This window comes from Polaromonas sp. P1_F8, from assembly GCF_056405635.1.
In genome coordinates, this window is sequence record NZ_JBFUBS010000003.1 from 483,179 (window position 1) to 507,333 (window position 24,155).

At 61.4% G+C, this 24,155-nt stretch carries 21 protein-coding genes; 18 read left to right on the plus strand and 3 right to left on the minus strand.

Annotated elements, in window-relative coordinates; all coding sequences use genetic code 11:
* Positions 1-7: 7 nt before the first annotated feature.
* The 11 genes from nuoG to AC1D1J_RS14220 all read left to right on the plus strand — a co-directional run bounded on the left by nuoG (position 8) and on the right by AC1D1J_RS14220 (position 11,529).
* The gene (gene nuoG, locus AC1D1J_RS14170) at positions 8-2,155 is read left to right on the plus strand and encodes an NADH-quinone oxidoreductase subunit NuoG (RefSeq protein WP_477694997.1); all 2,148 of its coding nucleotides are present in this window, start codon (positions 8-10) and stop codon (positions 2,153-2,155) included.
* On the plus strand, positions 2,152-3,225 hold the full coding sequence (gene nuoH / locus AC1D1J_RS14175) for an NADH-quinone oxidoreductase subunit NuoH (RefSeq protein WP_477671598.1): 1,074 nt from the start codon (positions 2,152-2,154) through the stop codon (positions 3,223-3,225). Before nuoG ends, nuoH begins: the two co-directional genes overlap by 4 nt.
* Before the next feature lie 151 nt (positions 3,226-3,376).
* Positions 3,377-3,874: an NADH-quinone oxidoreductase subunit NuoI gene (nuoI, locus tag AC1D1J_RS14180; RefSeq protein ID WP_436155269.1), complete on the plus strand. Its 498-nt coding sequence runs from the start codon at positions 3,377-3,379 to the stop codon at positions 3,872-3,874.
* A 38-nt stretch (positions 3,875-3,912) separates the two neighbouring features.
* Positions 3,913-4,566: an NADH-quinone oxidoreductase subunit J gene (locus AC1D1J_RS14185; protein ID WP_477686684.1), complete on the plus strand. Its 654-nt coding sequence runs from the start codon at positions 3,913-3,915 to the stop codon at positions 4,564-4,566.
* Positions 4,563-4,871, plus strand: coding sequence for an NADH-quinone oxidoreductase subunit NuoK (gene nuoK / locus AC1D1J_RS14190; RefSeq protein WP_007864437.1), 309 nt, complete (start codon positions 4,563-4,565; stop codon positions 4,869-4,871). Before AC1D1J_RS14185 ends, nuoK begins: the two co-directional genes overlap by 4 nt.
* A 144-nt stretch (positions 4,872-5,015) precedes the next feature.
* Entirely contained in the window at positions 5,016-7,040 is a 2,025-nt protein-coding gene (nuoL, locus tag AC1D1J_RS14195) for an NADH-quinone oxidoreductase subunit L (RefSeq protein WP_477694998.1), read from the plus strand.
* Between the two features lie 31 nt (positions 7,041-7,071).
* Complete coding sequence (locus AC1D1J_RS14200; RefSeq protein WP_457279057.1) at positions 7,072-8,547, plus strand: NADH-quinone oxidoreductase subunit M; 1,476 nt, start codon at positions 7,072-7,074, stop codon at positions 8,545-8,547.
* A 20-nt stretch (positions 8,548-8,567) separates the two neighbouring features.
* A complete protein-coding gene (nuoN, locus tag AC1D1J_RS14205; protein ID WP_477694999.1) occupies positions 8,568-10,070 on the plus strand; it encodes an NADH-quinone oxidoreductase subunit NuoN in 1,503 nt (500 codons plus the stop codon).
* An 8-nt stretch (positions 10,071-10,078) separates the two neighbouring features.
* Positions 10,079-10,381, plus strand: a complete 303-nt coding sequence (locus tag AC1D1J_RS14210; protein ID WP_457279055.1) for a DUF2818 family protein — start codon at positions 10,079-10,081, stop codon at positions 10,379-10,381.
* Positions 10,378-10,992 (plus strand): NUDIX domain-containing protein, encoded by a 615-nt coding sequence (locus AC1D1J_RS14215; RefSeq protein WP_477686687.1) that lies wholly within the window; start codon positions 10,378-10,380, stop codon positions 10,990-10,992. Before AC1D1J_RS14210 ends, AC1D1J_RS14215 begins: the two co-directional genes overlap by 4 nt.
* 21 nt (positions 10,993-11,013) lie before the next feature.
* Positions 11,014-11,529, plus strand: a complete 516-nt coding sequence (locus tag AC1D1J_RS14220; RefSeq protein ID WP_477695000.1) for a DUF1178 family protein — start codon at positions 11,014-11,016, stop codon at positions 11,527-11,529.
* A gap of 338 nt (positions 11,530-11,867) precedes the next feature.
* Here the strand turns inward: AC1D1J_RS14220 and AC1D1J_RS14225 are convergent, their stop codons facing one another.
* Together AC1D1J_RS14225 and AC1D1J_RS14230 are read right to left on the minus strand one after the other, a co-directional pair.
* Positions 11,868-13,181, minus strand: coding sequence for a Glu/Leu/Phe/Val family dehydrogenase (locus AC1D1J_RS14225; protein ID WP_477671605.1), 1,314 nt, complete (start codon positions 13,179-13,181; stop codon positions 11,868-11,870).
* Positions 13,182-13,370: 189 nt separating this feature from the next.
* Entirely contained in the window at positions 13,371-15,155 is a 1,785-nt protein-coding gene (locus AC1D1J_RS14230; RefSeq protein ID WP_477695001.1) for an ABC transporter transmembrane domain-containing protein, read from the minus strand.
* 79 nt (positions 15,156-15,234) lie between these two features.
* Here AC1D1J_RS14230 and AC1D1J_RS14235 point away from each other — a divergent pair, with 79 nt between their 5' ends.
* The 4 genes from AC1D1J_RS14235 (at position 15,235) to AC1D1J_RS14250 (ending at position 20,515) form a co-directional block, all read left to right on the plus strand.
* On the plus strand, positions 15,235-15,777 hold the full coding sequence (locus tag AC1D1J_RS14235) for a MarR family winged helix-turn-helix transcriptional regulator (protein WP_477695002.1): 543 nt from the start codon (positions 15,235-15,237) through the stop codon (positions 15,775-15,777).
* 106 nt (positions 15,778-15,883) lie between these two features.
* Positions 15,884-17,416 carry an efflux transporter outer membrane subunit gene (locus AC1D1J_RS14240; protein WP_477695087.1) on the plus strand — a complete coding sequence of 511 codons (1,533 nt, stop codon included), beginning with the start codon at positions 15,884-15,886 and terminating at the stop codon, positions 17,414-17,416.
* Positions 17,417-17,470: 54 nt separating this feature from the next.
* Entirely contained in the window at positions 17,471-18,847 is a 1,377-nt protein-coding gene (locus tag AC1D1J_RS14245; RefSeq protein WP_477695003.1) for an EmrA/EmrK family multidrug efflux transporter periplasmic adaptor subunit, read from the plus strand.
* A 93-nt stretch (positions 18,848-18,940) separates the two neighbouring features.
* Positions 18,941-20,515: a DHA2 family efflux MFS transporter permease subunit gene (locus AC1D1J_RS14250; RefSeq protein ID WP_477695004.1), complete on the plus strand. Its 1,575-nt coding sequence runs from the start codon at positions 18,941-18,943 to the stop codon at positions 20,513-20,515.
* A 275-nt stretch (positions 20,516-20,790) separates the two neighbouring features.
* Here AC1D1J_RS14250 and AC1D1J_RS14255 read toward each other — a convergent pair whose 3' ends face one another.
* The gene (locus AC1D1J_RS14255) at positions 20,791-21,792 is read right to left on the minus strand and encodes an integron integrase (protein ID WP_477686691.1); all 1,002 of its coding nucleotides are present in this window, start codon (positions 21,790-21,792) and stop codon (positions 20,791-20,793) included.
* A 1,030-nt stretch (positions 21,793-22,822) separates the two neighbouring features.
* Here AC1D1J_RS14255 and AC1D1J_RS14260 point away from each other — a divergent pair.
* The 3 genes from AC1D1J_RS14260 (at position 22,823) to AC1D1J_RS14270 (ending at position 24,073) form a co-directional block, all read left to right on the plus strand.
* On the plus strand, positions 22,823-23,185 hold the full coding sequence (locus AC1D1J_RS14260) for a hypothetical protein (protein WP_477695005.1): 363 nt from the start codon (positions 22,823-22,825) through the stop codon (positions 23,183-23,185).
* Between the two features lie 116 nt (positions 23,186-23,301).
* Positions 23,302-23,529: a hypothetical protein gene (locus AC1D1J_RS14265; protein WP_477686695.1), complete on the plus strand. Its 228-nt coding sequence runs from the start codon at positions 23,302-23,304 to the stop codon at positions 23,527-23,529.
* A 103-nt stretch (positions 23,530-23,632) separates the two neighbouring features.
* On the plus strand, positions 23,633-24,073 hold the full coding sequence (locus AC1D1J_RS14270) for a hypothetical protein (protein ID WP_477668236.1): 441 nt from the start codon (positions 23,633-23,635) through the stop codon (positions 24,071-24,073).
* Positions 24,074-24,155 lie beyond the last annotated feature (82 nt).

A 24,155-nucleotide genomic window follows, 5' to 3' on the forward strand; every position in this document is an offset into this window, starting at 1 on the left:
AAAAAATATGGTTGAAATAGAACTCGACGGTCAGAAGGTGGAAGTGCTTGAAGGCAGCACGGTGATGCATGCGGCCGAAAAAGCCGGCACCTACATTCCGCATTTCTGCTATCACAAGAAACTCAGCATTGCCGCCAACTGCCGCATGTGCCTGGTCGACGTGGAGAAGGCGCCCAAGCCCATGCCGGCCTGCGCTACGCCCGTCACGCAAGGCATGATCGTGCGCACCAAGAACGACAAAGCCATCAAGGCCCAGAAGGGTGTGATGGAGTTCCTGCTGATCAACCACCCGCTGGACTGCCCGATCTGCGATCAGGGCGGCGAATGCCAGCTGCAGGACCTGGCCGTCGGTTACGGCGGCAGCGAATCGCGCTACGAGGAAGAAAAGCGCGTCGTCTTCCACAAGGACGTGGGCCCGCTGATTTCCATGCAGGAGATGAGCCGCTGCATCCATTGCACGCGCTGCGTGCGTTTCGGTCAGGAAGTGGCCGGCGTGATGGAACTCGGCATGTCGCATCGCGGCGAGCACGCCGAAATCGAAACCTTCGTCGGTATGTCGGTGGACTCCGAGCTGTCCGGCAACATGATAGACATCTGCCCGGTCGGCGCGCTGACCAGCAAGCCTTTCCGTTACAGCGCCCGCACCTGGGAACTGTCGCGCCGCAAGTCGGTCAGCCCGCACGACTCGACCGGTGCCAACCTGATTGTCCAGGTCAAGAGCAACAAGGTCATGCGCGTCGTGCCGCTCGAGAATGAAGACGTCAACGAATGCTGGATCGCCGACCGCGACCGCTTCTCGTATGAAGCCCTCAACGGCGACGAACGCCTGACCAGCCCCATGCTCAAGCAGGGCGGCGAATGGAAGGCTGTCGACTGGCAGACCGCGCTCGAGTACGTGGCCAACGGCCTCAAACAAATCAAGGCCGACTACGGTGCCAACAGCATTGGCACTCTGGCCAGCCCGCACAGCACGCTCGAAGAGCTCTACCTCGCCGCCTCGTTGATGCGTGGTCTCGGCAGCGAGAACATCGATTACCGCCTGCGCAACGCTGAATTCACCGCGCCGTCGGCCATCCGCTGGCTGGGCACCTCCATCGCTTCACTGTCGCAACTGCAGCGCGTGCTCGTGGTCGGTTCCAACCTGCGCAAGGACCATCCACTGTTCGCGCAGCGCATACGTCAGGCGGTTCGCAAGGGTGGGGCACTCAGCGTCATTAATTCCGCTACCGAACTGGCGAGCGCCGACGCATGGGCCATGCCCGTCGCCAACACATTGCTGGCAGCGCCTGAAGCCTGGGCCCAGGCTCTGGCCGATGTGGCCGCCGCGATTGCCGCTGGCAAGGGTGTCGCAGCGCCCGCCGCCGGCCAGGCCACCGACGCCGCCAAGGCCGTCGCCAAGTCCTTGCTGGGTGGCGAACGCAAAGCCATTTTGCTGGGCAACGCCGCGGCGCACCACGCCAAGGCCTCCAGCCTGCTGGTGCTTGCCAACTGGATCGCTGCGCAAACCGGCGCCACCGTGGGCTACCTCACGGAAGCTGCCAATACCGTGGGTGCCCAATTGGCCGGCGCCTTGCCTGCGGGCAAGGGCCTGAACGCCGGTCAGATGCTGGGTGGCCAGCTCAAGGCCGTGATCCTGCTCAACAACGAACCCGAGTTTGACTCGGCTGCCGGCGCCAGCGCCAAGTCCTCGCTCAACGCCGCACAGATGGTCGTGACGCTGAGCCCTTTCAAGGCCAACATGGGCTTCAGCGATGTGCTGCTGCCGATTGCGCCTTTCACCGAAACGCCCGGCACCTTTGTGAACGCCGAGGGCCGCGTGCAAAGCTTTCACGCCGTCGTCAAGCCGCTGGGCGATGCCCGTCCGGCCTGGAAGGTGCTGCGCGTGCTCGCCAACGTGCTGGGCTTGCCCGGCTTTGATTTCGAATCGTCGCAGGACGTGCTCAAGCAGGTCGCGGATGCTGATGCGACGCAGCTTCCCGCGGACAAGCTCGGCAACAGCACCCAGGCCGCTATCGACCTGTCGGCTGCTATCGTCCAGGTGCCTGCGGTGGCCAGCATTTACCAGCTCGACGGGCTGGTCAGGCGCGCCACATCGCTGCAGCTGACGGCGGATGCCCGCCAGGCCGCCGCCAAGCTCGAAGGAGTGACGGCATGATTGATGGAATCTTCGCGTTTGGCCAGGGTTTGATGGGCGGCATCTGGCCGGCCACGGTATGGCCTGTGTTGTGGACCCTCATCAAGATCGTCTGCGTGCTGCTGCCGCTGATGGGCCTCGTGGCTTACCTGACCTTGTGGGAGCGCAAGGCCATCGGCTTCACCCAGATCCGCCTTGGGCCCAACCGCGTCGGGCCTTTTGGCCTGCTGCAGCCGATTGCCGATGCGCTCAAGTTGCTGACCAAGGAAATCATCATTCCCACGGCGGCCAGCAAGGGCCTGTTCGTGCTCGGTCCCATCATGACGATCATGCCGGCCCTGGCCGCCTGGGCCGTGATTCCCTTCGGACCCGAGATCGCGCTGGCCAACATCAACGCCGGCCTGCTGTTCCTGATGGCCATCACCTCGCTGGAGGTCTATGGCGTGATCATCGCGGGCTGGGCTTCGAACTCCAAGTACGCATTCCTCGGCGCCATGCGCGCTTCGGCGCAAATGGTCAGCTATGAAATCGCCATGGGCTTCTGTCTGGTGGTGGTGCTCATGGTGTCCGGCAGCCTGAACATGACCGACATCGTGATGAGCCAGGGCAAGGGCATGCTGGCAAGCAACGGATGGACTTTCCTGTCCTGGAACTGGCTGCCGCTGCTGCCGATTTTTGTCGTGTACTTCATCTCCGGCCTGGCCGAAACCAACCGCCATCCCTTCGATGTCGTCGAAGGCGAGTCCGAAATCGTGGCCGGCCATATGGTCGAGTACTCGGGCATGGCTTTCGCGATGTTCTTCCTCGCCGAATACGCGAACATGTGGCTTGTTGCCATTCTGGCCGTATTGCTGTTCCTGGGCGGTTGGTTGCCACCTGTCGAAGCCCTGAGTTTCATCCCCGGCTGGATCTGGCTCGGCGCCAAGACTTTTGTGGTGGTCACCATGTTCCTGTGGGTGCGCGCCACCTTCCCGCGCTTTCGTTATGACCAGATCATGCGCCTGGGCTGGAAGATTTTCATTCCCGTGACCCTGGTCTGGCTGGTGGTCGTCGGCGCCTGGATGCAGACGCCGTACAACATCTGGAAGTGATCATGGCCCCCACGCTTTTCACTTCGTGTAATGCGCTGCCCCCCGCGGGGGCGCTGCGCCTGCGGCCCGGCAAAGCCGGTTCCGCGGCCCCTGCTTGGGCAGAGCCTCTCGCGAGCACCCCTTATATGACTCAGTTGCGCAGGAAATCATCATGAGTGCCGTAGCTTCCATCAAAGACTTTGCGTCGAGCTTCATGCTCACCGAGCTGTTCAAGGGCATGGCCCTGACCGGCAAGTACATGTTCAGCCGCAAGATCACGGTTCAGTTCCCTGAGGAAAAGACCCCGCTGAGCCCGCGTTTTCGCGGCCTGCACGCGTTGCGCCGCTATGAGAACGGCGAAGAGCGCTGCATTGCCTGCAAGCTCTGCGAAGCGGTGTGCCCGGCGATGGCCATCACCATCGAATCCGACGTGCGTGAAGACGGCAGCCGCCGCACCTCGCGCTACGACATCGACCTGACCAAATGCATCTTCTGCGGTTTCTGCGAAGAAAGCTGCCCGGTCGATTCCATTGTTGAGACCCACATCTTTGAATACCACGGCGAAAAGCGCGGCGACCTGTATTTCACCAAAGAGATGCTGCTGGCCGTGGGCGATCGGTATGAATCCGAAATTGCCGCCAACCGCGCGGCAGACGCAAAGTACCGCTGAATCCCAAGCCGCTGGCTCAAGAAAGAATCCACAACAACATGGACGCTAAAACAGGTCTTTTTTATGTTTTTGCCGCAGTGCTGCTGTTTGCAGCATTCAAGGTGATTACCGCGCGCAACCCCGTGCATGCGGCGCTATACCTCGTGCTGGCATTCTTCCAGGCATCCGCCGTCTGGATCCTGCTGAAGGCTGAGTTCCTGGCCATCACGCTGGTGCTGGTCTATGTGGGCGCCGTGATGGTGCTGTTCCTGTTTGTCGTGATGATGCTGGACATCAATATTGACAGTGTGCGCAAAGGTTTCTGGAAGCACTTCCCGCTGGCCGGTTCCGTGGGCGCCATCATCGCGCTGGAAATGTCTTACGTGCTGATGGGTGGTTTTCGTGAGCCACCCAAGGCCGCGACCGCCGCGGGCCAGATAGGCGCGCAGGTCTCCAATACCAAGGAGCTCGGCAAACTGCTGTACTCCGAATACCTCTATCCGCTGGAAGTCGCCGCGGTGATTCTGCTGGTAGCCATCATTGCCGCCATCGCACTGACCTTGCGTGCACGCAAGGACTCCAAATACCAGAACCCTTCAGAGCAGATCCGGGTCAAGCGTGCAGATCGTGTGAGCCTGGTCAAAATGAAATCTGTTGTGGCCGCACCGGTTGTCGCCGCGGCACCTGCTGCCGCCGAGGAGAAGAAGGCATGACGCTCACCCTGGGACATTTTCTTTCGCTGGGCGCGATGCTGTTCGCGCTGTCGGTCATCGGCATCTTCCTGAACCGCAAAAACCTGATCGTGCTGCTCATGGCCATCGAGCTGATGCTGCTGGCCGTCAACATGAATTTTGTGGCCTTCTCTTATTACCTGAACGACATGGCCGGACAGGTGTTCGTGTTTTTCATTCTGACCGTCGCGGCGGCTGAATCGGCCATCGGCCTGGCCATCCTGGTGCTGCTGTTCCGCAACAAGTCCAGCATCAACGTAGACGAACTCAATACGCTCCAGGGCTAATGATGACGCTCCCCCCCGAAGCGGCCTCCGGCCGCCTCCCCCTCAAGGGGGCGCCGCTGACGGCCCGGCAAAGCCGGTTCCGTGGCGGCCCTGGCATGGCTTCCTTGTTTGCCTGCGTAACTTGCTTGGCGGAAAAAAACTAATATGGCATCAACCCTCAACGCTTCAACTCTGCTGGCCGTTCCGTTGGCACCCTTGGCCGGCGCCCTGGCGGCCGGTATCCTCGGCACCTCTTTCGGCGGCAACTGGATAGGCCGTCGCCTCTCGCACAGCCTGACCATCCTCGGCGTGCTGGTGGCCTTCATCATTTCGGCAATGACGCTCAAGAGCGTGGCCATCGACGGCGCGCGTTTCAATGAAACGCTCTACACCTGGATGAACGTCGGCGGCCTGAAAATGGAAATTGGCTTCCTGGTCGACGGCCTCACAGCCATGATGATGTGCGTGGTGACCTTTGTGTCGCTCATGGTGCACATTTACACCATCGGTTACATGGAAGAAGATGAGGGCTACAACCGCTTTTTTGCCTACATCTCGCTGTTCACCTTCTCCATGCTGATGCTGGTGATGAGCAACAACATGCTGCAGCTGTTCTTCGGCTGGGAAGCCGTGGGCCTGGTGTCTTACCTGCTGATCGGCTTCTGGTTCAACAAGCCGACCGCCATCTTCGCGAACATGAAGGCCTTCCTCGTCAACCGCGTGGGCGACTTCGGTTTCATCCTCGGCATTGGCCTGATCGCTGCCTATGCCGGCACGCTGAACTACGGCGAGGCCTTTGCCAAGGCCGGCGAGCTTTCCAAGCTGAGCTTCCCGGGCACCGGCTGGATGCTGGTGACCGTGATCTGCATCTGCCTCTTCATTGGCGCCATGGGCAAGTCGGCGCAATTCCCTTTGCACGTCTGGTTGCCAGATTCCATGGAAGGCCCAACCCCGATCTCCGCGCTGATTCATGCGGCAACCATGGTGACGGCCGGCATCTTCATGGTGGCGCGCATGTCACCGCTGTTTGAGCTCAGCGATACCGCGCTCAGCTTCATCATGGTGATAGGTGCCATTACGGCGCTGTTCATGGGCTTTCTCGGCATTATCCAGAACGACATCAAACGTGTGGTCGCGTATTCCACGCTCTCGCAACTGGGTTACATGACGGTGGCATTGGGCGCCTCGGCTTATTCCGTCGCGGTGTTCCATCTGATGACGCACGCTTTCTTCAAGGCGCTGCTGTTCCTGGCCGCCGGCTCGGTCATCATCGGCATGCACCATAACCAGGACATCCGCTGGATGGGCGGCGTACGCAAGTACATGCCTATCACCTGGATCACCTCACTGCTGGGCACACTGGCCCTCATAGGCACGCCTTTGTTCGCGGGGTTCTACTCCAAGGACAGCATCATCGAAGCCGTGCATGAAAGCCACCTGGCGGGCGCGGGCTTCGCGTACTTCGCGGTGCTGGCGGGCGTCTTCGTGACGGCTTTCTATTCCTTCCGCCTGTATTTCCTGGTGTTCCACGGCAAGGAACGTTTTGACCAGAATCCCGATGCGCACCACCATGGCCACGACGACCACGGCCACCATGATGAGCACCACGAGCCACACGAGTCCCCCTGGGTCGTCACGGTGCCGCTGATCCTGCTGGCGATCCCGTCCGTGGTCATCGGCTTCATGACAATTGAACCCATGCTGTACGGCGAGTTCTTCAAGGGCGCCATCGTGGTGAATCTCGAAAAACACCCGGCCATGGAAGAGCTCAAGCATCTGTTCCGCGGCCCGGCCCAGATGGCCTTGCATGGCCTCACGGCTGCGCCGTTCTGGCTGGCCCTGTCGGGCTCGGTGCTGGCCTGGTACATGTACATGATCAACCCGGCCCTGCCGGCCGCGATCAAGCGCATGTGCATGCCAGTCTTCACGTTGCTCGAGAACAAGTACTACCTTGACTGGTTCAATGAGAACGTATTGGCCCGGGGCACGCGCGCACTTGGTACCGCACTCTGGAAGGGCGGCGACCAGAAGTTGATCGATGGCGCGCTGGTCAACGGTTCATGGAAGCTGGTCGGCTGGGTTTCCGGCATAGTGCGCCGGCTGCAGTCCGGCTATATCTACCACTATGCCTTCGGCATGATCATTGGCGTGTTTGTGTTGATGACGTATTTCGTCTGGCTCAATCGCTGATCAGTTTCAACAAAATCAAGGAAGAACAAGAATGGGTTTGTTGAGTCTTGCGATCTGGACGCCGATTGTTTTCGGTGTGGTTCTGCTGGCGCTGGGCCGTGACGAGCAAGCGCGCAGCGTTCGCTGGGTTGCGCTGATAGGCGCGGTCGTCAGTTTCCTGGTCACGCTGCCTTTGTACAGCGGTTTTCAGCTGGACACGTCGGCCATGCAATTTGTCGAAAAGGGCAGCTGGATCCAGCGGTTTAATGTCAACTACCACGTAGGTGTTGACGGCATATCGCTGTGGTTTGTGCTTTTGACGGCCTTTATCAATGTGGTCGTCATCATCGCCAGCTGGGAAGCCATCACCACGCGCGTCAACCAGTACATGGCTTCTTTCCTGATCCTGAGCGGGCTCATGATCGGCGTGTTTGCGGCACTGGACGGCATTCTGTTTTACGTGTTCTTTGAAGCCACGCTGATCCCGATGTACCTGATCATCGGCATCTGGGGCGGCCCCAACAAGATCTACGCGGCCTTCAAGTTTTTCCTGTACACCTTGCTCGGCTCCCTGCTGATGCTGGTGGCACTGATCTTCCTGTACAACAAGTCGGGCGGCAGCTTCGACATCCTGACCTGGCACAAGCTGCCTCTGGGCAGCACGGTGCAGACATTGCTGTTCTTCGCCTTCTTCGCAGCCTTTGCCGTCAAGGTGCCGATGTGGCCGGTCCACACCTGGCTGCCCGATGTGCACGTTGAGGCCCCCACTGGTGGTTCGGCCGTGCTGGCCGCCATCATGCTGAAGCTGGGCGCTTACGGTTTCCTGCGCTTCTCGATGCCTATAGCCCCGGATGCTGCGCATGAATGGTCCTGGCTGATGATTGCCCTGTCCTTGATTGCTGTCATCTATGTTGGTTTGGTTGCACTGGTGCAGCAGGACATGAAAAAGCTGGTGGCTTATTCGTCAGTGGCCCACATGGGCTTTGTCACCCTGGGCTTTTTCATCTTCAACGACCTGGGCGTTTCCGGCGGCATCGTGCAGATGATCGCCCACGGCTTTGTGTCGGGCGCGATGTTCCTGTGCATTGGTGTACTGTACGACCGCGTCCATTCGCGCGAGATCGCCAGCTACGGCGGCGTGGTGAACACCATGCCCAAGTTTGCGGCCTTTGCGCTGCTGTTTGCCATGGCCAACTGCGGCCTTCCGGCCACAGCCGGTTTCGTCGGCGAGTGGATGGTGATTCTGGGTGCGGTCAAATACAACTTCTGGATAGGCGGCGCGGCAGCGACGGCACTCATATTTGGCGCAGCCTACACCCTGTGGATGTACAAGCGCGTTTACCTGGGCCCCGTGGCCAATGACGACGTCAAGGCACTCGTCGACATCAACAGCCGCGAATTCCTGATGCTGGCGCTGCTGGCCATCGCTGTGCTGTACATGGGCATCTATCCCAAGCCGTTTACCGATGTGATGAATACTTCAGTGGCGGACCTGCTCAAGCACGTCGCGGCCTCCAAACTGAACTGAAGCAACTACAAAGAATTCAGATGATTGACAAACTCTCCTGGATCACGGTTTATCCGGAAATCGTCCTCCTGACAATGGCCTGCGTGATTGCGCTGGTGGACCTGGGCGTCAAGACGCCGCAGCGTACGCTGACCTACGTGCTCACGCTGTTGACCTTGGCCGTCGTGGCGGCCATGGAGGCTGCCTACGCCTCTGGAGGCCAGACCTTCTATGGTTTCGGCAACATGGTTGTCAGCGACCCCATGGGCGGCTGGCTCAAGTGCTTTGCCTGTATCACCGTGATGATTACGCTGGTCTATGGTCGCCCTTACGCGGCAGATCGCGACATGCTGCGCGGCGGTGAGTTCTTCACCCTGAGCCTGTTCGCGCTGCTGGGCATGTTCGTCATGATCTCGGGCCACAACTTCCTGGTGATCTACATGGGCCTGGAATTGCTGACGCTGTCCAGCTATGCGCTGGTGGCCCTGCGTCGCGACAACGCCACTGCCACCGAAGCCGCCATGAAGTACTTCGTGCTGGGCGCGCTGGCTTCGGGTTTCCTGCTGTATGGTCTTTCGATGCTGTACGGCGCGACCGGCTCCCTGGACCTCAACGAAGTGTTCAACGCGATTGCCAGCCGCCAGGTCAAGCATCAGGTACTGATTTTCGGCTTGGTCTTCATCGTGGCTGGCCTGGCCTTCAAACTGGGCGCTGTGCCTTTCCATATGTGGCTGCCTGACGTCTACCAGGGTGCGCCTACAGCCGTGACCCTCCTGATCGGTGGAGCGCCGCAGCTCGCGGCCTTTGCGATCTGTATCCGCCTGCTGGTCGAAGGCCTGTTGCCGCTGGCAATTGACTGGCAGCAGATGCTGGGATTGATGGCGATCGGCTCGCTGCTGGTGGGTAATCTGGCCGCAATTGCGCAGTCCAACCTCAAACGCATGCTGGCGTTCTCCACCATCTCGCAAATGGGTTTCCTGCTGCTCGGCTTGCTAGCCGGCGTGGTCAACGGCAACCAGCTCAACACCGAATCGGCCTACAGCGCAGCGATGTTCTATGCACTGACTTATGTGCTCACCACCCTGGGTGCTTTCGGCATCATCATGCTGCTGGCACGCGCCGGGCACGAGTCCGAAGAGATCGTCGATCTGGCCGGCCTGAACCAGCGTAGCCCGTTGTACGCCGGTGTGATGGCCATCAGCATGTTCTCGCTGGCCGGCCTGCCGCCGCTGGTGGGTTTTTATGCCAAGCTGTCCGTCCTGCAGGCGCTGATTTCGTCGCAACAAACCAGCTACATCGTGCTGGCCATTTTTGCGGTGATCATGTCGCTGGTAGGCTCCTTCTATTACTTGCGTGTGGTCAAGGTCATGTACTTTGATGCACCCTTGGCCCATAACGCCCAGCCGGTTTCTGCGCCGGCAGATGCCAAGGCAGTGCTGGCCATCAATGGTGCGCTCATCTTGATCCTGGGCATCATGCCTGGCGGTTTGATGACCTTGTGCGCGCAGTCCATCAGCAGCATCGTCAAATCACTGGGTAGCTGACCCCTGCCATGACCCAAACTGCTTCAGTCTGGCTGGTCGTGCTGCTGGCCTTGCTGGCAGCCAACCTGCCTTTCATCAGCAATCGCCTGTTCGCGGTCTACGCGCTCAAGTTGCCGAAAAACCTGGCAATCAGGGCCGCAGAGCTGGTGGTCTGGTACCTGGTTGTCGGCGGTCTGGGTTTATACCTTGAGCAGCGGAGCGGCCAGATTGCACCGCAAGGCTGGGAGTTTTATGCCATCACCGGCACGCTCTTCATCACCTTTGCGTTTCCCGGATTTACCTGGCGCTACCTGTTCAAGCACCGCCCATGAGCGCGTCTTCCGATCCTGATCAAGCCGGTGCAATTGCCGACGCGCACCTCGTCGAGACCTGCATCGACTCGGTCGAGATCCTGAAAGGGAATTTCCTGCATGCCTTGCGTGATACCGTCAGGCTGCCCGACGGCAAGCAGGCAACGCGCGAATACGTCATTCACTCCGGTGCAGTGATGATCGTGGCCCAACTGGACGACGGGCGTCTGGTGCTGGAACGCCAGTACCGCTACCCCATGCGTGCCGTGATGGTGGAGTTTCCTGCGGGCAAGCTCGATCCAGGCGAAGGCTCGCTGGCCTGCGCGCAGCGTGAACTGCTGGAGGAAACCGGTTACACCGCGCGTGAGTGGGCGAGGGCAGGCGTGCTGCACCCGGTGATTTCTTATTCCACCGAATTCATTGATATCTGGTTTGCGCGTGGGCTGGCCCTCGGCCAGCGCAAGCTGGATGCCGGGGAGTTTCTGGACGTCTTTACGGCAACACTCCCTGAGCTTCTTGCCTGGTGCGCCAGCGGCGAGGTCACGGATGCAAAAACGTTGACAGGCGCGCTGTGGTTGCAAAACGTGCTGTCCGGTGCGTGGGCTTTGGACTGGCAAGCTGCAACCCCCTGATCCCCCGGCGATAATCCGGCCATGAAAGTCCTGAATCTCCAATGTGCGCACCAGCATTCATTTGAAGGCTGGTTTGCGTCCGAGGACGACTTCCAGGCCCAGCTGTCGCGCGGCCTGATCGAATGCCCGATGTGTGCCGACAAAAGCATCCAGAAACTTCCCAGTGCACCACGCCTCAACCTGGGCGGCCATGACATCGTGAGCGCTGGCAGCCGGGCTGCTGCGTCTTCATCAGTTGCGATTCCGAACCCGGTTCGGGGCGCTGAAGGCGAGGCCATCGCCATGGCAGGTATACCGGCCGCAAAGAATCATGCAGAGCAGGCAGCGTTCTTGAAGGCCTTGCGTCACGTGATGGCGCATACCGAAGATGTCGGAAGCCAGTTCGCGGAGCAGGCCCGCCGCATGCACTATGGCGAACTTGAGGCGCGCAATATTCGCGGCCAGACCAGTGCGCGCGAAGCCGTGGAACTGATCGAAGAAGGCATAGACGTCATGCCTTTGCCTTCGCTGCCTGGGATCAAGGAAACGTTGCAGTAATGACCCCCACGGTCGTTCGCTTCGCGTAACTCCCTGCCCCCGAGGGGGCCGCTGCGCCTGCGGCCCGGCTAAGCCGGTTCCGTGGAGCAATAGAGCCCCCACGCTTTTCACTTCGTGTAATGCGCTGCCCCCCCGAGGGGGCGCTGCGCCTGCAGCCCGGCAAAGCCGGTTCTGCGGAGCAATAGAGCCCCCACGCTTTTCACTTCGTGTAATGCGCTGCCCCCCCGAGGGGGCGCTGCGCCTGCAGCCCGGCAAAGCCGGTTCTGCGGCCCCTGCTTGAAAAGACCGTTCACTGAGTTTGGTCTCCAGCGCGAAGGGTTTCGCGCTGCCTCAGCAACTCAGGGGTACAGGCCGCGCAGCTCGCGTGTGTGCAGGATCCGCTTGCAGGCCACGATGAAGGTGGCGGTACGCAGGCTGACCTTCTGGTCTTGCGCCACGGCCCAAACACCGGCAAAGGCGTCTTTCATGATTTTCACCAGGCGCTTGTTGATTTCTTCTTCGTCCCAGAAGAAGCTGGAAAAATCCTGCACCCATTCAAAGTAGCTGACGGTCACGCCACCGGCGTTGGCGATCACGTCCGGCAGCACCAGCACGTTGCGGTCATGCAGGATGTCGTCGGCGGCGGGCGTGGTCGGGCCGTTCGCGCCTTCAATGATCATGCGCGCCTTGATGCGGCCGGCATTGGCCGCCGTGATCTGCTGCTCAAGTGCGGCCGGGATCAGGATGTCGCACTCCACGTCCCAGAACGCGTCGTTGGCAATGACTTCGGCTTCGGTGAATCCGGCCACGCTGCCGTTGGCTTCTACGTGCCGCAGCAACGCGGGCACATCAAGGCCGGCTTCGCGGTAAATCGTGCCGCCATGGTCTTGCACCGCGACCACGCGTGCACCGGTTTCGGCAAACAGTTTGCCCGCCACACCGCCCACATTGCCAAAGCCCTGCACGGCGACCCGTGCGGTACTGATATCGAGGCCGATGTGCTTGGCCGCTTCGGTGCCCACGGTGAACACGCCGCGCCCCGTGGCTTCACGCCGGCCCAGCGAGCCGCCCAGATCGACCGGCTTGCCCGTGACAACGCCGGTTGAAGTAGAGCCGGTGTTCATCGAGTAGGTGTCCATCATCCACGCCATGATCTGGTCGTTGGTGTTGACGTCCGGCGCCGGGATGTCCTTGTTGGGGCCGATGATGATGCCGATTTCGCTGGTGTAGCGGCGCGTCATGCGTTCCAGCTCGCCACGCGAAAGCTTCTTCGGGTCAACGCGGATACCGCCTTTGGCACCGCCGTAAGGCACGTTCACCGCCGCGTTCTTGACCGACATCCAGGCCGACAGCGCCATCACTTCCGACAGCGTGACGTCCTGGTGGAAACGCACGCCGCCCTTGCCGGGACCGCGCGAGACGTTGTGCTGCACACGGTAGCCTTCAAAGTGCGCCACGGTGCCGTCGTCCATGTGAATCGGCACGTCCACGATCAGCACACGCTTGGGCCGCTTGAGGGTTTCAGCCCAGCGCGCCAGGCTGCCCAGGTGCGGAATGACGCGGTCTACCTGCTGCAGGTAGTTGCCCCAGGGGCCCAGGTTGTCCGCCTGCAGGTAAGAGGGAAGCGGGTGAGACCCGGCGGGGGTGGGAACGGAAGAGGCTGCGTGTGACATTGAAAAAGCTCCTTGTGGGATTTCTTGCGGGAAAGTCTGCGGGAAGAATCAATGCACGGAGCTTAAGAGCCCCGGTCTAAATAGTCCAAGGCATTGTTGAGCAAAATCTATGCAAATAATGCATATCACTGATTTTGATGGCCGCCGGAGCTGCGGCGAAAGCCGGGAAGCCCGCACATGCCAAGGCCGTCACACCGTGAATTGCAATGCCGCCAGCCGCGCATAAACGCCCCCGCGATTCACCAGCTCGGCATGTGTGCCTTGTTCCACCAGCTGTCCGTGGTCCAGCACCAGGATGCGGTCAGCCTGCTGCACAGTGGCCAGCCGGTGCGCAATCACCAGCGTCGTGCGGTCCTTTATGGCCGACTCCAGGGCCGCCTGCACCATGCGCTCGCTTTCGGCATCGAGCGCGCTGGTCGCTTCATCCAGCAGCAGCAACGGGGCATTTTTCAGCATCGCCCGGGCAATCGCAATGCGCTGGCGCTGGCCGCCGGAAAGCCGCACACCGCGCTCCCCCAGGAAGGTGTCGTAGCCGTCGGGAAGGGCTGTGATGAACTCATGCGCGAAGGCCGCCCTGGCCGCTGCACGGGTCTCTTCATCAGTGGCTTCAGGTTTGCCGTAGCGGATGTTCTCCAGCGCGCTGGTCGAAAAGATGACGGCGTCCTGCGGCACGATGCCGATGCGCTGCCGCAAATCATGCAGCGCCATGTCGGCCGTGCGCACGCCATCCAGTTCGATGCGGCCCGAGGCCGGGTCATAAAACCGCAGCAGCAGCTGGAACACCGTACTCTTTCCCGCGCCGCTGGGCCCCACGATGGCCACCGTTTCGCCGGGCGCCACGCTCAGGGAAAAGTTTGTCAGCGCGGCCTGCGCAGGCCGCGACGGGTAGTGAAATGTCACGGCATCAAATTTGACCGCGCTGCCGGCCCGCGTGACTTGTGCGGGAATCGGTTTGGCCGGTGATGCCACGGGTGAACGCGACGTCAGCAGCTCCATCAGCCGTTCGGTGGCGCCCGCAGCCCGCAGCAGGTCGCCATAGACCTCGCCCAGCACGGCCGCCGCGCTGGCCAGGATGATCACGTAAACAACCGTCTGCCCCAGGTGGCCCGCCGTGATGTCGCCCCGCATCACCGCCTGCGTGCCCTGGTACAGGCCCCACAGCAGCGCCGCCGACGTAGCGATGATGATGAAGGCCACCAGCACCGAGCGCGCCCTGGTGCGGCGAATCGCGGTGTTGAAGGCATTGGTCGTTGACGCATCAAAGCGCGCGGCTTCGCGGCCTTCAGCGGTGTAGCTTTGCACCACCGGAATGGCGTTAAGCACTTCGGCCGCTATCGCGCTGGAGTCTGCCACGCGGTCCTGGCTGGCGCGCGACAGCTTGCGCACACGCCGGCCAAACCAGACCGAGGGCGCCACGATCAGCACCAGCACCACCAGTACCTGCACCATGAGGTAAGGGTTGGTATAGACCAGCATGCCCAGCGCGCCCACGCCCATGACTGCATTGCGCAGGCCCATGCTGAGCGAGGAGCCCACCACCGTCTGCACCAGTGTCGTGTCCCCTGTCAGGCGCGAGAGCACTTCCCCGGTTTGCGTGGTTTCAAAAAACTCGGGGCTTTGCCGCACCACATGTGCGTAGACAGCATTGCGCAGGTCTGCCGTCACACGCTCGCCCAGCCAGCTCACCATATAGAAGCGGCCTGCCGAAAAAAGGCCCAGCGCCGCCGCCACGCCAAACAGTTCAAAGAAATGGGTGCGCAGCGCCATCAGCTGCTGGCCCTTGTCCGCCGCGCTGAGCCCGCCGTCGATCAGGCTGCGCAGGGCCAGCGGAAACACCAGCGTGGCAACGGCCGCCATCACCAGGAAAAACATCGCCAGAACAATTCGCCCCCGGTAGGGACGCAGGAAGGGAACGAGGCCGGAGAGGGAACGGGGTGCGCCTTTGGGCGCATTGGAAAGGGAAGAAGTAGCCATGCGGGGAGTTTAGCCATAAAAGATGTCTGTACAAACACAGCCTTGACAATGTTTGTCTAGGCATGTATTATTCGTGTCCATGAAACCCGAATCCACCCGTCCGCCAGCTGCCCCAGTCCCCCTGTGTGGGTTGCCGGCCGAGTTTTATTGCGCGACTGATTACGACGCCGGACAGAGCACCGGCGCGCTGATGCGCCAGATTCTCAACAGCGTCTCCCAGCAGGTCACACGCGAACTGGAGCCCCAGGGCCTCACCAACGCGCAGTGGGTGCCCATGCTCAAGATCTACCTCGGCAAGGCCTCCACGGTGGCAGAACTCGCCCGTGTCTGCCAGCTCGACGCCGGTTCCATGACCCGCCTGCTCGACAGGCTCGAAGCCAAGGGCTTTTGCCGCCGCATCCGCTCCAGCGAAGACAGGCGCGTGGTCAACATCGAACTGACGCCCGAAGGCCGCGAAGCGGCGAAAGAAATCCCCGCGGTGCTCAGCCGTGTGCAAAACGCCCACCTGGCCGGCTTCACGGTCGAGGAGTGGCAAAACCTCAAAGGCTACCTGCGCCGCATCCTTGAAACAGCCCAGACCCTTCAAGCCCTTCAAGCAGCGAATGAAAAAGATGACAAATAACAGCAACACCCTCTGCAGCGCATCCGCTTCCGCCTCGGCTTGCGTTTCGGTGAACCAGGCCGAACACGCCGAGCCGCGCCTGCCGCTCTGGCGCGCCTCTTTCCGCATGGCCCTGGTGGCTGCCGCCAGCGTGGTGGCTGTGGGCCTGATGGCAACCGGCCTCACCGGCTGTGCCGACATGTCGGGCATCGCGCCGCATTCCAGCCTGCGTGACGCGCCTTCGCTGGGCCTGGCTGCCGACACCGCCAGCCAAACGCCGGCCCAGGCGCCGCTGGCCGCCGAATGGTGGCGCGAGTTTGGCGATGTGCAGCTCAACGACCTGGTCGACCAGGCCCTGCAAACCAGCCCGACCTTGAAGCTCGCGCAGGCCCGCCTGGCGCGCGCACTGGCCGTCACCGAGGTTGCCGATGCGGCCACATTGCCGCAGGTCACCGGGCAACTGGACCTGACGCGCCAGCAGTACACCGCCAATGGCGCAGTGCCCGCACCACTGGCAGGCTCCATCCGCAACAGCGGTACGGCGCAGCTCGCGGTGAGCTGGGAGCTTGATTTTTTCGGCAAGAACCGCGCCGCGCTGGATGCCGCGCTGGGCACCGCCAGCGCGGCTGAAGCAGACGCGCAGGCCGCACGCTTGCTGCTGGCCAGCAATGTGACCCGCACTTACTTTCAGCTGGTTCGCCTGAACGAGCAGGTGACGGTGGCCCGCCGCACGCTCGCCCAGCGTGAAGAAACCCTCAAGCTGGTGCGCGACCGCGTCGACGCCGGCCTGGACACCCGCCTGGAGCTGCGCCAGAGCGAAGGCGGCCTTCCCGAAGCGCGCCTGCAGCTCGAAACCCTGCAAGAGCAGATGGCCCTCACGCGCAACGCGCTCGACGCCCTCATTGGCAAGCAAAATGGCACTGCAGCCCTTTCCCTTCCGGCGCAAGCAGCTATCAAAAACGTAGCAACCGCCACGGCCATTCCCGCCGACCTGCTGGGCCGGCGCGCCGACATCGCCGCTGCGCGGTGGCGCGTAGAGGCTTCGTCCAAAGACGTGGTCAACGCCAAAACCCAGTTCTACCCCAACGTCAACCTGGTCGCCTTCGCCGGTTTTTCCAGCATCGGCCTGGGCCGTCTGCTCGACTCCGGCAGCCAGCAGTGGGGTGTCGGGCCGGCCCTGCGCCTGCCGATTTTTGACGCCGGCCGCCTGCGCGCCAACCTGCGCGGCAAGACGGCCGACCTGGACGCCGCTGTCGAAAGCTACAACGCCGCCGTGATCGACGCGGTGCGCGATGTGGCCGACCAGGTCGCGTCATCGCAAGCCATCACGCGCCAGCAAACCGAGCAGCGCGCCGCGCAGGAAGCCGCAGAAGGCGCCTATGACATCGCCGTGCAGCGCTACAAGGCCGGCCTGGGCACCTACCTCAATGTGCTGACCGCCGAAACCAGCGTGCTGGCCCAGCGCCGCCTGGCGGTAGACCTCTCGGCCCGCGCGCTCGACACGCAGGTCGCATTGATACGCGCCCTGGGCGGCGGCTACGGCAGTTCCCCGGCACAGGCGCCGCAAGCGCAGGGCGCTACAAAAACAATAGCTGCTGGCGCCCGTCCTGATTGGGCTGCAGCCGGTTTTAATTCTGAAAAAGTGCCTGCAGCGCATTAAGCGCCGGCTCAACGTCACGCAACGTCCCCGAATCAACCAACACCCGACACCATCATGAGCGACACAACATCTACCAACTCCCCAGCTTCCGATGCACCAGCACAGCCGCCCGCAGGAAACCCCAAACGCAAAAAGGCGCTGACGGCGCTTGCGGCCGTGGTGGTCGTTGCAGGGCTCGGCTGGTCTGCCTATGAATACCTGGTGGCCAGCCATTACGAGTCCACCGACAACGCCTATGTGCAGGGCAACGTGATCCAGATCACGCCGCAGATCGGCGGCACCGTCATGGCCATCATGGCCGACGACACCGACTTCGTGAAAGCCGGCCAGACGCTGGTACAGCTGGATCCGGCCGATGCCAAGGTCGCGCTGGAGCAGGCCGAGGCCGCACTGGCCCAGGCCGTGCGCCAGGTGCGCACGCTCTACGCCAACAACGGCACCTTGGCCGCGCAGATTGCCCTGCGCGACGCCGATGTGGTCAAGGCGCAAAGCGACATCGCCCGCGCCAGCGACGACCTGAACCGCCGCCAGTCGCTCACCGGCAACGGCGCAGTGTCCAAGGAAGAACTCAACCACGCGCAGACGCAGCTGGCCACCGCCAAAAGTGCGCTGACTGCGGCGCAGGCCGGTGTGGTCGCCGCACGTGAGCAGCTCACCAGCAACCAGGCCCTGACCGAAGGCACCAGCGTCGAGCAGCACCCCAGCGTGCAGGTTGCAGCCGCCCGGGTGCGCGAGGCCTACCTGGCCACACAGCGCGCCGCGCTGCTGGCGCCCGTGGACGGTTATGTGGCCAAGCGCACGGTGCAACTCGGCCAGCGCGTGGCCGCCGGCGCGCCGATGATGTCCATCATCCCGCTCAACCAGGTCTGGGTCGACGCCAACTTCAAGGAAGTCCAGCTGCGCAACATCCGCATCGGTCAGCCCGTGACATTGGTAGCTGACCTGTATGGCAAGAAGGTGGAATACAAAGGCAAGGTGGCCGGCCTGGGCGTTGGCACCGGTGCGGCTTTCTCGCTGCTGCCCGCACAAAACGCCACCGGCAACTGGATCAAGGTGGTGCAGCGCGTTCCGGTGCGCATCGCGCTGGACGCCAAGCAGCTGGCCGACAACCCGCTGCGCGTGGGCTTGTCGATGGACGCCGAAGTGGACGTGAGCAGCAAGGACGGCAAGACGCTGGCCGATGCCCCGCGCGACGCCGCCCTGGCACACACCCAGACTTACGGCACACCTGACGATGCCGCCGACAAGGATGTGCAGCGCGTCATTGCCGCCAACACCGGCAAATCCGTGAAGCTGGCCAAGCCCGCCGTCGCAGTCAGTCCGACCCTGCCGCAGGGTGGGGCCGTTTCGCCCGCCCAGGCCGGTGCCGACGCGCAGCGCCTCGCGTTCAGCCACACGCTGTCGCTGGCTGGCAACCGCGTGGCGCCGTAAGTCACAGGCCTCACACAACCCCGCACTCCGGCCCGCGCAACCGCAGCGATTTTCCGTAGCGGTTTCCACCAGCCCCTTATTCGCAAGGCTTTCATGGCTTCCGCACCTGCTCCCGCCTCCGCCTATGTCCAGCCGCCACCGCTGACGGGCTCTGCCCGCCTGTGGGGCACGCTGGCCCTGTCGGCCGCGACTTTCATGAACGTGCTCGACACGTCCATCGCCAACGTGTCGCTGCCCGCGATTGCCGGCGACCTGGGCGTGAGCCCCAACCAGGGCACCTGGGTCATCACCAGCTTTGGCGTGGCCAACGCGATTGCCGTGCCGCTCACCGGCTGGCTGTCGCAGCGCTTCGGCCAGGTGCGGCTTTTCACCACCAGCGTCATCCTGTTTGTCATCACCTCGTGGCTGTGCGGCCTGGCGCCCAACATGACCACGCTGATCTTTCTGCGCGTGCTGCAGGGCCTGGTGGCCGGGCCGATGATTCCGCTTTCACAGGCGCTGCTGCTGTCGAGCTACCCGAAAGCGCTGGCGGGGCTGGCCATGGCGCTGTGGTCCATGACAACGCTGATCGCGCCCGTCATGGGGCCGCTCTTAGGGGGATGGATCACCGACAACATTTCATGGCCCTGGATTTTTTACATCAACATCCCCGTCGGCTTCGGCGCTGCCTTCATCACCTGGAGCATCTTCAGGAAGCGCGAAAGCGTCACCCGAAAGCTGCCCATCGACTCGGTGGGGCTGGCGCTGCTGGTCATCTGGGTCGGCGCGCTGCAGATCATGCTCGACAAGGGCCAGGAGCTCGACTGGTTTCACTCTGGTGAAGTCATCGCGCTGGGCATCATCGCGCTGGTCGGCCTGATCGCCTTTGTGATCTGGGAGCTGACGGAAGAGCATCCGGTGGTCGACCTCACGCTGTTCAAAAAACGCAACTTCTGGGCCGGCGCGCTGGCGCTGTCGGTGGGCTACGGCCTCTTCTTCGGCAACGTCGTATTGCTGCCGCTGTGGCTGCAGCAATACATGGGCTACACCGCCACGCAGGCCGGCATGGTGCTGGCGCCTGTTGGCGCGTTTGCGTTGCTGCTGTCGCCCGTCGTCGGCAAGAACATCGCGAAAGTTGATCCGCGCCGTTTCGCCGCGTTTGCCTTCATGGTGTTTGCGCTGGTGCTGTGGATGCGGTCCAACTTCAACACCCAGGCCGACTTCCGCACCATCATGATCCCGACCATCATCCAGGGCGTGGCCATGGCTTTCTTTTTCATCCCGCTGGTCACCATCACGCTGTCGGGCATCTCGCCCGACAAGATCCCCGCGGCATCCGGCCTGTCGAACTTCGTGCGCATCACGGCCGGCTCCTTCGGCACCTCGATTGCCACCACCATCTGGCAAGACCGCGCCGCCATGCACCACGCGCAGATCAGCGAATACGTGAACCAGGGCAGCACCGCCACCAACAGCGCCCTGACAGGCCTGGCCGGCGCCGGCCTCACGCCTGACCAGGCGCTGGGCACCATCAACCGCCTGGTCGACCAGCAGGCCTACATGCTGGCCGCCAACGACGTGTTTTATGCCTCCTCGCTGATCTTCCTGCTGCTGATTCCACTGGTGTTTTTGACGCGGCATACCAAGGTGGGGGCGGGGAGTGCGGACGCCGCGGCCGGGGCGCACTGAGGCCTCTGGTCGGGGCTGAAACGAAGACGGCGCCTTGTGCGCCGTTTTGTTGTGCTATCAAATCAATAGCTGCTTTCGCTCGTCTGCATTGGTCTACGGGCATATTTCGTATCTAAAAGCAGCCCCAAAATGCTCAAAAATAAGGGATTTGACGCTGCCATGCCTCGCCAAGGCGCTGCAACCGCCTCCAAAGCGGTTTTGGCCTTTTTTTAGGTATCAAAACGGGCTGCAGCCCAATCCGAATGTGCGCGAGCAGCTATCAAATCAATAGCGCTTCAGGCGAGCAGAGCATCCAGCGGGCTGGCTGTACCGCCGGCGGCAACCTTCAGCACATGCGTATAAATCATCGTGGTGCTCACGTCGCTGTGGCCCAGCAGTTCCTGTACGGTGCGGATGTCGGTGCCGGACTGCAGCAAATGGGTCGCGAAGCTGTGTCGCAGGGTATGAACGGATACGGGCTTGACGATGCCAGCCAGCGCGACAGCTTTTTTGAGGCTGCGTTGCAAGCGTTCTTCAAAAAGATGATGGCGTCGCTCTACGCCGGTGCGTGGGTCAATAGAGGGTTTGGGTGCCGGAAACATCCAGAACCATCCCCAGGTCTGACCAAGCCGCGGGTATTTGAGTTCAAGGGCGTCGGGCACCTGCACGCCGCTGCGCTGAGCCTGCCGGTCCATTTCCCATGTTGCGCGGGCAGTCAGCATCTGCAGCCGAAGAGCCGGTGCGAGCGAGCGCGGCAGCATCACCACACGGTCCTTGTTGCCCTTGGCTTCGCGCACGATGATGACGTGGCGGTCAAAGTCCACATCCTTGACCCGCAAGCGCATTCCTTCCATCAGCCGCATGCCGGTGCCATAAAGCAGGCGTGCGAGCAGGGAAGTTTCGCCGTCCATCACGGCCAGGAGACTGGCGATTTCTTCCTTCGTCAGTACGGAAGGAATTCGGCGAACCCGATTGGGGCGATTGAGCTCCGTGAGCCAAGGCAAGTCTGCCTCCAGTACTTCACGGTACAAAAACAGCAGCGCGCTCAAAGCCTGGTTGTGGGTGGCGCTTGAAACTTTGCGCTCATTGGCCAGCATCGTGAGGAACGCCTCCAGCTCGCGTGCTCCCATGTCGCGCGGGTGCGTCATGTGGCCGTTGCGGCCATGCCATCGGACAAAAAAACGGACCCAATACAGGTAAGTTTTCTCGGTGCTAAGGCTATAGTGCAAATACCGAACCCGCTCCCGGACCTGATCCAGCAAGCGGGCAGACTGCAGTGGAGGATTGCGGGGTTTCACAGAATTTTTATATCTGTATGAAATTACAGTATATTTCTTTGAATCCCAGCATGCAAGCGGCTTACAGGAGGTTTTAATGTCCAGATTAGATTGCAAGCGCCAGGTTATACCGCAGGTTTTGCGGCATACATTACGTTAGATTTCCTTCGCCCATGCACGCTTTAGTGACAATACTTACCGTTGTTTCAGCGGCCGCTGCCCTGCTGGGTTTAGTGGAGATCCTGCTCCTTCTCTTCCGATTACACGCGCCGTTCACAGCAACTGGAGAGGTGCTTCTGTTCTTGCTTAGCCTGGGCCGCAGAAAGCCTCGGTACACTCATGCTCTTGGTTCTGCTCAAGTCGGTATTCGCGGTGCGGATATTTTCCCGATCGCCGGAGCGGCAGTGCTCGGCATCTTGTTTTGGTGTGCCATCATCGTTCTAGTCGCGGTAAGGCTTGGACCGCTCCGATCAATACACGAGTGGTGAAGTGAACGGAAATCTAACAAATCGCTGGAGCGGACGCGTGAGGGATAAAGTGCCAAGTCCATACAGCAGCGCGCGCGCCGCTCAGCTCAACCGTTATATGGCAGACCCCCCCGGGGCGATGTTCTCGTGGCTGAAGTAGTTTTCACCGAAGTCGCGCTACTTCACGTGAGAGCGATGTCGGCTACGCTCCCATGGGCGCAGCCAGTTGTATCGGTGGTATGGACGAAGGCGACCATGGACAATTCGCGGGGTACCAACGGTGAAGTTGAGTGGCGCACCTTCGACTCACCCAAGTGGTTTGCGTTTGTCTCGGATTGGAGCGAGATTGCGGACGTTGATCCACACCCTGAGCAACTACCCCAAATTGATGGAGTAGCGGTCTATCGAGACAAAAAGGCCGAGGCCGAACCGGGAAAGTTCGTCATCTCACTCACAGAGAGGGGGCTCGCCGTTGAACTATCAGCCACATAACTTGGCCATCAACACGGACGCCTTGCGGCGCTCGTGCGCTACGCGCACTCCTGGCGCAAGACGCCGGTTACGTCTACGTTAGATTGCAGCAATTGACGCCCGGTCTTATCTATGTGCTTCTGTGCATCGCTGTCGGTGCTGCGCAAGTGGTCGATGCATACGCCCTTTCCAAGGGCGCCGGTAGGGCATCAGCAGTCACTACCGCCTTTTCGTTCTTCGAGTACGTTTGGGCAGGCACGTCGTTCTACGTCTGGTGGACGGCGAAGTTTGATGTACCCAAGTGGTTGCCGCTCTCCTTCGTTGCGTATGTCACGCTCATGGCCTTGGCGGGCGCAATCGCGGTTGCAAAGCGCCGCGATGAACTGGCTCTTTCCCCTGCAATGGTCGTCACAGGCGGTGTGTTCGGTGTATTCTTCTGCGTCGCCGCCACGTACGTCGCTCTACTCGGGCAGTAATCGGAGCGTGTGCGTGCAGCGATCTAACTTGTCAATTGACGCGGACCCACAACAGCAGGCTGCGGCTCCGCCGCTCATGTTGGTGGGCCGGTCATTTTTACGTTAGAAGGTAAGACGTGAGGAAATCGCTTTCTCTAGCTGTGCTGCTTGTGATGGCTTTGTCCGTCTGCATTGCAGCTGGCACGGCTCTCTACCGGTGGCTGAACGATGGCGACAAAGTCACGTGCATCGCCAATGAGTTCACCTTCGGATGTGGAAGTATCTTGGGCTGGGTTCTTTCCGCTCTTGGCGTGCTTGTTTTAATCGGCCTTGTCTTGTTCTGGGAGCGTTATCGTGGTGACTGACCAAATGCCTTCTAACAGGGCGCTCGACACGGAAACGCAACTTCAAGTTCCGGCGTCGCCGCATGTGTTTCGTTCCGGTCAGCTTCAACGTTAGGCACCTCATATGAAACACTACGTCGCAACACTCCTTCTAGCCACGAGCTGCGCAATCTGCCTGGCGCAGTCCGAAGTACCGCTTGAGGAGTCGCGGGGCGCAGCGCAAGCTCTCGGATATGCGAGCGTTTCCCAGGCGCTTGAGTCCCTCAAGGCGAAGCCTGGTGTCAGCATCAACATCACCAAACCCGACGGCTGGGTCATCATCAACGAGCCCAACCCGGCATTTGCCGTGTGGTCGTTCACTCCAGAAGGTCACTATGCGCATCCGGCCGTCGTGCGCCGCATCATCCAGCAGCGGCCAAACGGAGAGGTCTACGTTGAAATGGCCGCTCTTTGCCAGGCCACGAAAGAGCCATGCGACAAGCTCATTCGAGAGTTTCAACAACTCAACGAACGCATGCGCGAGCAAGTACGTGCTCGTATGCAGCAAGGCAAGGCGCAGCAGTGAATACACCGGTGCCTAACCCTTCCATCGAGCGGACGTCTTCCAGCAAGCTTCGCTTGCTTCCAGCCGCTGCTCATGTCAAACG